8 protein-coding genes and 1 pseudogene are annotated in these 12,166 nt (G+C 37.4%); 2 read left to right on the forward strand and 7 right to left on the reverse strand.

What is annotated here, in order from left to right; translation table 11 throughout:
* Nucleotides 1-517 precede the first annotated feature (517 nt).
* The 3 genes from F6K15_RS35805 to F6K15_RS35815 form a co-directional block, all read right to left on the reverse strand.
* A complete protein-coding gene (locus tag F6K15_RS35805; RefSeq protein WP_293070568.1) occupies nt 518-3,934 on the reverse strand; it encodes a response regulator in 3,417 nt (1,138 codons plus the stop codon).
* A 118-nt stretch (nt 3,935-4,052) separates the two neighbouring features.
* The gene (locus F6K15_RS35810) at nt 4,053-7,454 is read right to left on the reverse strand and encodes a response regulator (protein WP_293070570.1); all 3,402 of its coding nucleotides are present in this window, start codon (nt 7,452-7,454) and stop codon (nt 4,053-4,055) included.
* A 30-nt stretch (nt 7,455-7,484) separates the two neighbouring features.
* Nucleotides 7,485-8,786: an RNA-guided endonuclease TnpB family protein gene (locus tag F6K15_RS35815; RefSeq protein WP_293070571.1), complete on the reverse strand. Its 1,302-nt coding sequence runs from the start codon at nt 8,784-8,786 to the stop codon at nt 7,485-7,487.
* A 784-nt stretch (nt 8,787-9,570) separates the two neighbouring features.
* Between F6K15_RS35815 and F6K15_RS39190 the strand changes: the two are divergent.
* Nucleotides 9,571-10,204: pseudogene (locus tag F6K15_RS39190) on the forward strand (IS1 family transposase); the annotation flags it as partial.
* Between the two features lie 320 nt (nt 10,205-10,524).
* On the opposite strand, the gene F6K15_RS35820 reads toward F6K15_RS39190, so the two are convergent.
* The 4 genes from F6K15_RS35820 to F6K15_RS38925 all read right to left on the reverse strand — a co-directional run bounded on the left by F6K15_RS35820 (nt 10,525) and on the right by F6K15_RS38925 (nt 11,858).
* A complete protein-coding gene (locus tag F6K15_RS35820) occupies nt 10,525-10,932 on the reverse strand; it encodes a hypothetical protein (protein ID WP_293070573.1) in 408 nt (135 codons plus the stop codon).
* Between the two features lie 3 nt (nt 10,933-10,935).
* Entirely contained in the window at nt 10,936-11,394 is a 459-nt protein-coding gene (locus F6K15_RS35825; protein WP_293070574.1) for a hypothetical protein, read from the reverse strand.
* 78 nt (nt 11,395-11,472) lie between these two features.
* Nucleotides 11,473-11,694: a hypothetical protein gene (locus F6K15_RS38920; RefSeq protein WP_363269434.1), complete on the reverse strand. Its 222-nt coding sequence runs from the start codon at nt 11,692-11,694 to the stop codon at nt 11,473-11,475.
* A complete protein-coding gene (locus F6K15_RS38925; RefSeq protein ID WP_363269436.1) occupies nt 11,643-11,858 on the reverse strand; it encodes a ribbon-helix-helix protein, CopG family in 216 nt (71 codons plus the stop codon). The genes F6K15_RS38920 and F6K15_RS38925 overlap by 52 nt, the downstream gene beginning before the upstream one ends.
* Nucleotides 11,859-11,948: 90 nt before the next feature.
* Here F6K15_RS38925 and F6K15_RS35835 point away from each other — a divergent pair.
* A partial coding sequence (locus tag F6K15_RS35835) for a hypothetical protein (protein ID WP_293070578.1) occupies nt 11,949-12,166 on the forward strand: 218 nt, incomplete at its 3' end.

Consider the following 12,166-nt stretch of genomic DNA (forward strand, 5'->3'; position numbering starts at 1 on the left):
GAATCAGGAGACAGGAGACAGAATTTTAGAAGAAAATCATAGCTGCCGTGATTGAGTCATCAATACTGCAAGTATTTATGCGTAAATTTTTGACTCGGAATTTGATCAACGAAAAAAGTAATTGATATCATGTCCGGTAGCATTGGTCTTGTATAGAGAAGGTCAGGAAGACCGAAGTTGGAAGGAGGAAGAAGCTTTAAGAAAAGGAAAAATTTTACTTATATGGCGGTAGATATTTCCCCAACTTTTACACGGGACTATCGGACATGATATGAGATGATTTGCATAGTATAAATACCTACCAAACTACGGATTTATATACTACTTTTAATGTTACAAAGTGAAGTGCGGAATATGCGCTAAAACGCTCAAAAAGTAGCGTATTTTAGGCTCATAGTTGGGCAGAAAAATCATTCTTACAATTGTTACTCCTACTTCTTCGCTCATTCCCATTTCTCCTATCTCCTGTCTCCTGTCTCCTGTCTCCTACTCCCCATCTCCCCATCTCCCCACCTCCTTACTTCTGGGTAAATGCCCAAACTCCATCCCAGTTGTTCGGCACACCAGTTACTGTTAACTGCTCAATTCTTTCTAGATAAAGTTGAGATGTTTGGTCTGAAGAATTAACTGCTAATACTTTCTCAAAATAATTCTTAGCAACAGCAAAATCTCCCAAACGATAATACTCTAAACCTAGTTCAAACTCTGCCTGAGTTCTTAATTTTAATTCTCGCACAGAATCTACTTCTCCATCCAAAACTTCATAAACATTAATCGGTTCATCTCTACCCTTAACAGATGCTCTATCTAAAAATCTAATTTGATATTTTTCAGGATTTTTTAAACTCTTAAAAGCCGATTCAGAAATTAATAAAGAAACTCCATAATACTTAGTCAAACCTTCTAAACGTGAAGTCAAATTCACATTATGAGAAAGTGCATCTCCTGACATCCGAGTTTCCTCTCCAATTATACCAACCATCATGTGACCCCAATGAATACCAATTCCGATCTTCATCGGTAACAAACCCATAGCTTGTAGAGTATGATTATATTCCTGTAATGTCTGAAGTTGAGAAATAGCTGACTGTACAGCATCATCAGCGCCATCAGGAAATACTGCCATAATACCATCTCCCATAAACTTAATAATTAAACCGTTATAAGCCCGAATTTCCGGACAAACTTGTTGTAAATAACCATTAACAAAAGCAAAAGTTTCTTGAGAAGTCATCTTTTCAGATATACTCGTAAAAGAGCGAATATCAGAAAAGAATATAGCCATTTTTTTACTCACACGGTCGCCCAAATTAACATCAAGAATATTTTCTTTAGAGAGTAATTGTACATATTCGTGAGGTACAAAACGTCCGTAAGCATTAGTAATTTTTGATAATTGAAGATGAGTTTTAATCCGAGTTAATAATTCATCTTTAGCAAAAGGTTTAGTCAGATAATCATTAGCACCAAACTGGAAACCCATAACTAAATCAGCTACTTGATTTTTAGCAGTTAACATCAAGATGGGCAAACTATGAGGAGGATATTCTTCCCGAACTTTAGCGCAGACTTCATAACCAGACATATTGGGCATCATTACATCTAGTAAAATCATGTCAATATTCTCTTCTCTATCCAAAGCTGTCAAAGCTTCTTTTCCATTTAATGCTTGGGTGACTCTGTAGTTCTTAGCTTTGAGATGATTATTCAAAACTTGAATATTTATAGGTTCATCATCTACAATCAAAATATGAAAATTACTATTATAGATATTAGTATCAACAGGAGTTATTTCTTCAGAAATTTCTACTGGTTCTTCAATATAATGAATAGTGTTTATTGTCCGAGTATTAGAAGTATCTGCTACAGTTTCTTGAGAAATTGGTAAGGTAAAACTAAAACGAGAACCAACATCCACTTCAGACTCTACCCAAATATGACCGCCGTGAAGTTCAACTAATTGTTTTGTGACTGCTAACCCTAAACCTGTACCGCTATACTTCCTTGCTGCAGAACCTTCAGCTTGCTCAAAAGATTCAAAGATGCGCTCTAATTTCTCAGTAGGAATACCAATACCAGTATCAGAGACAGCGATCGCAAGTTTTTCCGCATCCAGACCAGAGCGGTCGCCATTTTGAGATTTTGTAGCACGACCGCTAACTAATGCGGCTGAAATTTCAATTACTCCAGATTCAGTAAATTTGATAGCATTACCAATTAAATTATAGAAAATCTGTTGCAAACGATTTTCATCAGCATAAGCTGGAGGTAAATTTTTAGGAATAGTGTTGATTAATTCCAGGTTTTTCTTTTTTAAAGAAACTTGGCTTAAAGCTACCACTACTTCAACCACTCCACGCACATCAACTGGTTTAATGTGCAGTTCTAATTTTTGATGTCTGAGCTTGGAAAAGTCAAGAATATCGTTGACGAGATTAGATAGACGACGAGCGCTATAAACTATCATACTTAAGTTGGAAGAGGCCGCCTGATTTAACTCTCCAGTGTTACCTTCCAAGATAAATTCACCAAGACCAATAATCCCATTAAGTGGGGTTCGGAGTTCGTGGGAGGTGTTAGCTAAAAATTCGTCTTTGAGGCGGTCTAGTTGTTTGAGCTGCTCGTTTTGTGTTTCTAAAGTTTGAAAAGAATTTTTAAGTTGAATTGCCATGAGATTAAAAGAGTTGGCAAGTTCGCCTACTTCATCACGACGCTTAATATTAAGTTCGTTTTCCCATTTACCTTCAGCGATTTCTTTAGCCGCAGAATTAAGTTGTAAAATAGGTTGGGAAATCCAGTTCGTAGTGACTATTCCTACTAATATAGCTACAATCAGAGCAGCAACACTGAACAAAATAGTGTTCTGAGTGTTGGTATTAATTTTTTCCATGAAGTCATTTTCAGGAACTATTACAACCACTAACCAGTCAATCCCTTTACCATCCTTAACTGGCATGATGCTAGCATAATACCACTCTCCATCAATCGGAAAATTGATTTGTTTGTTACCCTCAATTTCATCAAAATCACCGAACTCTTTTTGTAAGTGTTTGGCCGTGGAACTTACTGTAATGTTATCACTATCAATAGCAGGTAAGCGTTCAATTTTTTTCTTTTTATCAACTTCAATAGTGAGGAATGGTTGGGAAATCTGAGAACTAACAACTAAATTTCCCGATCGCTCCATAATAAAACTTTGTCCATTGGGACTAATATTTAAGTTTGTGAGAAATTCTGTAATCCTGGTCAAACTGGTCTGATTTGCTAAAACCCCGATTAACTGGCCAGTAGAATTAAAAATGGGTCTGACAGCGGATATATCCAAAGATGTATTAGCACGAGAGAAAGCTGGATAAATAGAACTCCATGTGGGTTGACCAAGTTTTTTTGCCGCCTTATACCATGGACGAATCCGGGGGTCATACTCTTTTACTTTCAGAAACTCTTCTGCATTACCCTGAGAATCTAGCCGATAAATTTCACGAACTGGTTGAGTAGCTATAGTACGAATCCGGAAGACAATTTCACCATTATTAGGATTAAGTTCAACACCAATAAATTCTCCCTGCTCATTACCGAAAAAAAGGTCACTTTCCAAATCCCCTTCTTTGATAATTTGCCAAAAATAGCTTCGCATTGCCCCAAAATTGTAGACATCTAAATTGCCACTTTCAATTGCATCATTAGTTACTCTTAACACCTGATAAGACTTGTTGAGATAACTTAAAACGTGCTGTTCAATACGAGTGCTAATTTCTTTAGTTAACTGGTTTGCAAGAGTATCGACAGTTTGGCGTCCATTGGTAAAAGAAAAATATCCTACTAATCCCACAGCACTAACAATTTGCAGAATAAAAGGGACAATCAGGACAGTTTTCAGAGAAAGTTTGCTAAACATTTTGCCCAGTGTGAGAGATAGAGGTTTGAATACCATAAAGGCTTTAGTTTTATTTATAATATATCTCTGAACTTGAATTTAGTCACATACTATTTCACGGAAGTCAAAAGTTAAAGTTATAGAAAATCAGAGATTTATTAAATTCTTAAACAAATTACTTCTTAGTAAATGCCCAAACCCCATTCCAGTTTTTTGGCACACCAGTTACGGTTAATTTATCAATTCGTTCTAGATAAAGTTGAGCTGTTTGATCTGAAGAATTAACGGCTAATACTTTCTCAAAATAATCTTTGGCAGAAATGAAATCTCCCAAGCGATAATACTCTACACCCAATGCAAAATCCGGTTGAGTTCTTAATTTTAATTCTCGCACATAATCAATTTCTCCATCTAGAACTTCATAAACATCAGTAGCTTTATGTCTACCTTTGACAGATGCACGGTCTAAAAATCTAATTTGATATTTTTCAGGATTTTTCAAACCCTGAAAAGCTGATTCAGAAATTAATAAAGAAACTCCATAATATTTAGTTAAACCTTCCAAACGAGCTGTCAAATTCACATTATCAGAAATTGCATCTCCTGCCATTCGATTTGGCTCTCCCACAATACCAACCATCATAAAACCTACATGGATGCCAATTCCTACCTGAATTGGGGGTAAACCTTCTGTTTGTAGGGTCTGATTATATTCTTGTAATTTCCGAAGTTTACCGATGGCAGCTTGCACCGCATCATCAGCGCCTTCAGGAAATACTGCCATAATACCATCTCCCATAAACTTAATAATTAAACCATTCCGGTCACGAATTTCTGGGGAAACTTGTTGTAAATAACCATTCACAAAAGCAAAAGTTTCTTGAGGTGTCATGTTTTCAGATAGAGTGGTAAAAGAGCGAATATCAGAAAATAAAATTGCCATTTCTTTACTCACACGGTCTCCTAATTTCACATCCAGAATATTTTCTTTTGATAGTAATTTGACATATTCGTGAGGGACAAAACGTTCGTAGGAATTAGTAATTTTTGATAATTGAATATGAGTTTTAATCCTAATTAATAATTCATCTTTAGAAAAAGGTTTAGTCAAATAATCATTGGCACCAAATTGGAAACCCATGACTAGATCGGCGACTTGATTTTTAGCAGTTAACATTAGGATAGGTAAACTTTGGGCAGGATATTTTTCCCTGATTTTAGCGCATACTTCATAACCAGATATCTGAGGCATCATCACATCCAGTAAAATCATATCTATATTCTGATGATCCTCTAAAGCAGCTAAAGCTTCTTTTCCATTGAATGCTTGAGTAACTTGATAGTTATTGGCTTTTAAGTGGTTACTTAAAACTTGAATATTTATAGGTTCATCATCCACAATTAAAATATGAAAGTTACTATTAGCAATATCGTCCTTAATAGGAGTAATTTCTTGAGATGTTTCTACTGGATCTACAAAATAACGAATACTATTGACGGTGGAAGTAGTGGAAGTTTCTGCTACAGATTCTTGTGAAATTGGTAGGGTAAAGTAAAATCGGGAACCTACACCAACTTCAGACTCCACCCAGATATGACCCCCGTGGAGTTCGACTAACTGTTTCGTAACTGTTAACCCTAAACCTGTACCGCCATATTTTCTGGATGTTGAACCTTCTGCTTGTTCAAAAGAGTTAAAGATGCGGTCTAGTCGATCGGTGGGAATACCGATACCAGTATCCGAAATGATGATCGTTAGTTGTTGAGATTGCTCTATATTTTGATAGGAGTATTCTGGGACTGGTATTTGCTGATGGGGGTTTCTAGAATTGTTGCTAATTACTTCTGCCCAAATTTCGACTTTACCAGACTCAGTAAATTTAATAGCATTGCCAATTAAGTTATAGAGAATTTGTTGTAAACGATTTTCATCAGCACAGACGGGGGGTAAGTTTTTAGGAATGTGATTTACTAACTGTAGATATTTATTTTTGCTGACCAAAAATTTATTTAAGCTAACTACTGTCTCTACTACTCCATAAACATTAATAGCTCTAGTTTGTAATTCTAATGTATGGTGTCTGATTTTAGAGAAGTCAAGAATGTCGTTGACAAGATTAGATAGACGACGAGCACTAGAAACTATCATGCTTAAATTAGAGCTAGTGATTGAATTTAGCTGTGCTTGATCTCCTTCTAAAAGAAATTCGCCAATACCAATAATGCCATTGAGAGGGGTTCGGAGTTCGTGGGAAGTGTTGGCTAAAAATTCGTCTTTGAGGCGGTCTAGTTGTTTGAGTTGTTCGTTTTTTGCTTCTAAAGTTTCAAAGGAATTTTTGAGCTGGTTGGCCATGAGGTCGAAAGAGTTGGCTAGCTCACCTACTTCGTCGCGACGGTGAATATTAAGGGTGTTTTCCCAGTGGCCTGCGGCAATGTCTTTCGCCGCAAAATTAATTTGTAAAATTGGTTGAGTAACCCAGTGAGTAGTGGCTATTCCTACCAATATAGATATCATCAAAGCGCTAAAACTTAATAAAATAGTGGTCTTGGTGTTGGCGTTAATTTTTTCCATGAAGTCATTTTCAGGAACAACAACCACCACTAACCAATCAATACCTTTATCATCCTTAAGTGGCATGACTCTGGTATAGTACCAAGCTCCATCAATTAGAAATTTGAACTTGCGATCGCTATTAATATTTTTAAAATCACCAAAATGTTCTTGCAGTTGTTCGACAGTTGCACTTAGTGTAGGGTTATTACTTTTGAACGCAGGTAGACGTTCTATCTTCCGCTTTTTGCCCTCTCCAGTAATGATAAATGGTGTCTGAATTTGAGAACTGACTACTAAATCTCCTGATCGCTCAATAATAAAACTCTGTCCGTTAGGACTGATATATAAGTTATTCAGGAAATTTGTGACCTGCACGAGGGTTGTTTTATTTGAAAGAACTCCGACGAACTGCCCACTGGAGTTGAAAATAGGTCTGACTGCGGATATGTCTAAGGAAGTGTTTTCACGGGAAAAGGAGGCAAAAATTGGACTCCAGGTTGGTTCACCTAGCTGCTTTGCTGCTTTATACCATGGACGAACGCGAGGATCGTAAGCTTTTCCTTTTAAATATTCGCTGATGTTACCTTGATTATTCAGTAAGTAAGTTTCCCGAATAGGTTGAGTCACAATATTACGAATTTTAAACAGAATATCTCCATCTTCTAAACGTTCAACCCCGATAAATTCTCCTTCTTCATTGCCAAAAAAGAGATAATCTTCTAAATCTTGTTCTTTTACCACTTGCCAAAAGTAAAGTCTCAGACCAGCAAAATCATCAACATCCAAATTTTCGCTTTCTATAGCATCATTGGTTACTCTTAAAACTTGATGAGATTTATTTAGATATCCTAAAACGTGCTGTTCAATACCACTGCTAATTTTTTGGGTTAACTGGTTAGCAAGATTATCAACGGTTTGTCGTCCATTGATCAAAGAAAAATATCCCACTAATCCCACAGCACCAAAGATTTGTAGAACAAAAGGGACAATGAGGACTGTTTTCAGGGGAAATTTGCTAAACATTTTGCCCAGATTAAAAGATAGAGGTGTGAACTACCCAATGCTATAGCTATTGCTATAGGATAGGTTTCCATCTTCGCTGGGAATAGCATCTAACAAAACCGATGTTTTACCAGGCGACTTACATTCCCTCAGATTGGCAGTAGAGCTAGTTCCTAACTCCTGTTTTGAGTGCATTTGACATTTATCGTGCGACGGCAAATTACGCACTCGCAATATCCGCAAGGCTTCATTTTTGATATTGATTGCAGCATTAATCTCTCTATTATGGGTTGTATGACAATGCTCGCAAGTCCAATTTTTCACATTAGGAGACAAACTACCAACTTGATTTAAACAAATATTACAAGTTTGTGAATAAGGCAAAAAACGATCGACTTCTATATAAGTTCTTCCCTCTTTTTCTGCCTTATAACTAAGCATTGTCTCAAACATTCCCCAAGCACAATCACTAATAGATGCACCTAAATTATGGTGTCTTGGTGCACTACCAGGTGCGTCTTTCACCGACACCGGGTCGCACCGCTTTTTTATAGCCAGATTTTCCACTGCAATTACTTGGTTTTCGTTTACTATCTTGCGGGATAGCTTGTGTAGAAAATCTTCGCGGCATCTAGCTATTTTACCCTGTAATCTAGCTATTTTTATGCGTGCTTTATTTCGTGTATTGCTTCCTTTTTGTTTACGAGCTAATTTCTGCTGCTTCCGTTTGAGATTAAGAGTATATTTAGCAATATTCTTAGGATTTTGATATTTTGAACCATCTGATGTTATACAAAAATGAGTCGATCCCAAATTAATTCCTATTGCTTTTCCTTCTGCTGATTTTTCAGGATTCACTCGATCGTCTTCAACTAAAACAGAAACAAAATATTTACCATCTGGATTAACAGAAACAGTTACAGTCTTGATTTCCCCTGAAAAATCTCTGTGGCGACGATAATAAACTAATCCAATTTTAGGTAGTTTGATATAGTTATCCTGAAATTCTACATTTTGAGGATAAGTAATAGATTGTCTACCTTTTTTAGACTTAAATTTTGGTAACTTAGCCTGTCTATCAAAGAAGTTTTTGTAAGCTGTAGATAAGTTTAATGCTACTACTTGGAGACACTGAGAATAAGTATCTGTTTTTAGCCATTCATGTTCTTTTTTGAGTTGAGGAAGCATTTTTTGAATAGCTGCTCTACTGAGACTTTTTCCAGTATCTCTGTAGATTTCATGGCATAAATTTAGTGAATAGTTCCAAAACCATCTACAACAACCAAAACTCTTCGCTAAAGTCAATTGTTGTTCTGATGTTGGATATATTCTATACTTATATGCCTGATACATTTATCACTTATCTATAACAATGATAAAATTCTAGCATATATTTTTATGTATCTGCAACTATATTGATTGTGATTCATCCCAATACCAAGACGGCACTATGATCCAGGACTTATCACAACATCCAGTTAAAAGTAATATGTTTAATCTTGGATTAAACACTAGCTTTCACAGGTAGAATCGCTTAAGCAATTATACTGAAAAAAAATTAAAATTTCCACTTTGATAGACTACTCATGAAAGTCGTGAATTGGAAAATTGTGTGATATCAAATCCAGTTAAACACTTATAGATTGGTTAAGTCTTTAGGAGTCAACCCACCCCTAACCCTGACCGTGGAGGGGAAGGACTGAGTCAGGAGGGGAGAGAATCACAAAGATGAGCGTAGTTATGACGATTCAATAATTTTTGTATGTCCCATTCCCCCGGATTTGATATGAATATTCATCTTATCAGTTTTTTTGACTTTTGTCCAAAAAAGTGCTATTTAGAGGATTTCCAAAATTGAACTCTACAATTTATAAACTTTTAACGATTTATTCTTAACTTTTGACTTTTGTGCCTGTATAACCATTAAAAAAATTGATCTTTAGTTTTGATCCCAGGAAAGTCTGTGTAAGAATTCCCTAGAAAGTTTTGTCAGAGTTTTGGCTAGAGAGTATTGGCTACCAATGATTTAGGCAATTGCTAAAATAACTCAACAGCCTTACAAAATCAAAACATTTTCTGGGTGGCCAATGAGGCTTTTGAGCTGGAGTAGCGATCGCTCATTCGTCTTTGGCCAGCAACAGTAGTCAGTTTGGTGAGAGCTGCCTCTCAAAAAGGACAGATGATTCATAATGCCCATGTCCAAGATATTGAAACCTCACAAATCAGCAGTGATGAGTTTTGGTCATTCGTCCAAAAAAACAAAAACACTCTCAGGCAAATGAATTAACAGAAGGGGATTGTTGGATTGGCATGACTCAAGCATCCAGAACGTGGATTAATTTTGGCTACGTTTAGTCGGCAAACAAAGTCACGAGTTCATCGCAGAATTAATAGCCAATACAGAAGGAAAAACTAGCTGTAAACATTGATATACAGATGATTGGGGTGGGCATGAACGAGTTTTACCACCAGAAGTAGAACATATCATCGGTAAAGACCAGACTCAGCAATTAGAACGAACTAATGGAATTGTCCGACAGCAGATAGGTCGGTGGCATCGCCGACATGCGGAAGTTTGGTAAGGTCTGGCAGCAAACGGAAGTAACAGTGAGGTTAGCGTTCGCGGAGCGTGGTGTCAGCCGTATCGCCTACTTTAATTGGATTTGGGTTCATAGTCGCAAGGACAATACTGCAGCCCAAAGATCGGGGCTGGCGTTAGTATCGCCCCTTGGAACTGGAATGATCTAATTACCATTCCCACACTTTGCTGATGCACAACCAAAAAAGCGTCATACTCGTAAACATTTAATAATGACAGACGAGAATAAAAGAGTTTTAGTGCTTTGGAAAGCACGAGAGGGTAAGGTGCATGGGCATTCGGCAACTAGATGAAGAAAAACTGGTAGAATTTGTTCCAGATGAAGTAACAATTCATGTAGATTCAGGCAATCGCGGGATTACAGAAAGAATTTGTTAACATCAAAATACCCACGAAAAAACCGAGAAAGAAAGAATTAACAGACAAACAGAAACAATTCCCCTAGAGAAAAAAGTAGAGTTCGTGTCAAGTACGAACACACGATATCAGGTGTCAAGAGATACAATGCAACCACAGGAACCTATTGTCTTTACTCTCAACCACAAGCTTTTTAAATATTTGCTCCAGAGGTTCTTTACCTAATATTTGCTCCAGAAAATTTCTATCAATTTTATATCCAGCGGCTTGATGTCTATCTACTAAAGATTTGATTCTGGCCACTGTATTGTCTGGGGTGATAGGTGGTGTTGGAAGTGCTGGAACTTTTGGAGGCAAGGCCAGCTCAACTTCATAGTTAAATAGGGTAATTCTACCCAATTCTTCAGCTTGGATTGTTAGTTCTCCAGTGGTAACATTGGTACGTTCCACTTCAAATATTTGGCCTTTAAGTTTGAATTTGCGGGAGTCGTACTTGTTCGTTTTTATTTCGACCCAATCTCCGGTCCTGACTGATACGGCCATTTTTCAATCCTCCATCAATTCACCACATTGTTGAAGTCGAAGGACTTCTAGAATAACAAAAGTGGAGTTAAAGGTCTGAGAAAATGGACTGCCTTCTGGCGAATCCATAATTTTATCTACGACTCCTTGAAGTTCGTGATACGTAGCTTCCTGGATGGCATCGGCATACAATGCTTGCTGAATTTTTGTCAAGGCAAGGCTGCTGGGATAGGGGAGACCTACAACTTGTGTATTGATGCTTCCTACCTCACCGTCCAGGCTAGTAAAAGACAACATTGGAAATATTTGACCTTCGGGGCCAACGGAGTGGGCTGCCCAAAGGTCGGGCTTCATACCTAATAGGTCGTAGAAGTCGGCTTCTGGATGCCAGCCTTTGGACCTTTTCAGTAGTTGAATGATGCCGGGATGCCACAGATTGAGCTTGCCTATTGTTAATTGGGGTAGGGTTTCTGTTGAGTTCATCGTTTTCTATATATATGTGTGTGTGGGTTGACGATAAAATGCCGACCGCTGAGATAGCGATCGGCACTCCTGATAGGTTTATTCTTCTGTGTAGGCTTTTAGATAACTGAGTAATTCTTGGGTTTCTTCTCTGATTTTCTCTTGTTCTGCTTTAAATTCTGCGATGAAATTATCACTCTGCTGCTTACGTTCTTGTAGCCGATTGTTGTGTTGACAAGCATATTGGAGAAGTCTCTCATCCTGCTTGTCTAACCGGCGACAAATTCCCCCAATAAGTTGTACTGCTCCTTCGTCAGGCATAACTTCCGAGGTTCTATTAAGTTCTTTCTGACCAGTTGCTCCAATACGTCGCTCCGACTCATTTTTGTCCCTTTTCTCTCCTGGTCTAGGGCATCTAAGCAGGTTTGGGTCAAACTCACCGAGGTTGATAGCTTCAGCTCCCCGTACACCGTCTTTCTTGGCATCTTTTTCTTCGTCCATTTTTATTCCTTATTAAGATATTAAACCTTTTCTTGAAAAATATCATAGCAAGGTATTGCGGAAATCAAAATACCTTGCTAAGATATTATTGTACAGAAAAAGAGAGGGGTCACGATACAACTATCGCTCCTACAATAATCTACGAGGCACTATTCGCTATAGAAAAGCTAACTGAGGATGATATTGAAAAGGCGATCGCTTTGATTCAAGAAAATAGCAATTGTGGCTTGGCATCTTTTTTCAGCTTTCACGAGGAGCTAAAAGAACTTGTCTTAGGGCAGCTTCTTGACCC

The sequence above is a fragment of the Okeania sp. SIO2B3 genome (genome assembly GCF_010672525.1).
Taxonomy (GTDB): Bacteria; Cyanobacteriota; Cyanobacteriia; order Cyanobacteriales; family Microcoleaceae; genus Okeania.

Excerpts from the sequence above, each read along its gene's own strand:
- F6K15_RS35805 (WP_293070568.1), bottom strand. The coding sequence starts at position 3,934 with ATGGTATTCAAACCTCTATCTCTCACACTGGGCAAAATGTTTAGCAAA.
- F6K15_RS35810 (WP_293070570.1), bottom strand. The coding sequence starts at position 7,454 with ATGTTTAGCAAATTTCCCCTGAAAACAGTCCTCATTGTCCCTTTTGTT.
- F6K15_RS35815 (WP_293070571.1), bottom strand. The coding sequence starts at position 8,786 with ATGTATCAGGCATATAAGTATAGAATATATCCAACATCAGAACAACAA.
- F6K15_RS35820 (WP_293070573.1), bottom strand. The coding sequence starts at position 10,932 with ATGGCCGTATCAGTCAGGACCGGAGATTGGGTCGAAATAAAAACGAAC.
- F6K15_RS35825 (WP_293070574.1), bottom strand. The coding sequence starts at position 11,394 with ATGAACTCAACAGAAACCCTACCCCAATTAACAATAGGCAAGCTCAAT.
- F6K15_RS38920 (WP_363269434.1), bottom strand. The coding sequence starts at position 11,694 with ATGCCTGACGAAGGAGCAGTACAACTTATTGGGGGAATTTGTCGCCGG.
- F6K15_RS38925 (WP_363269436.1), bottom strand. The coding sequence starts at position 11,858 with ATGCCAAGAAAGACGGTGTACGGGGAGCTGAAGCTATCAACCTCGGTG.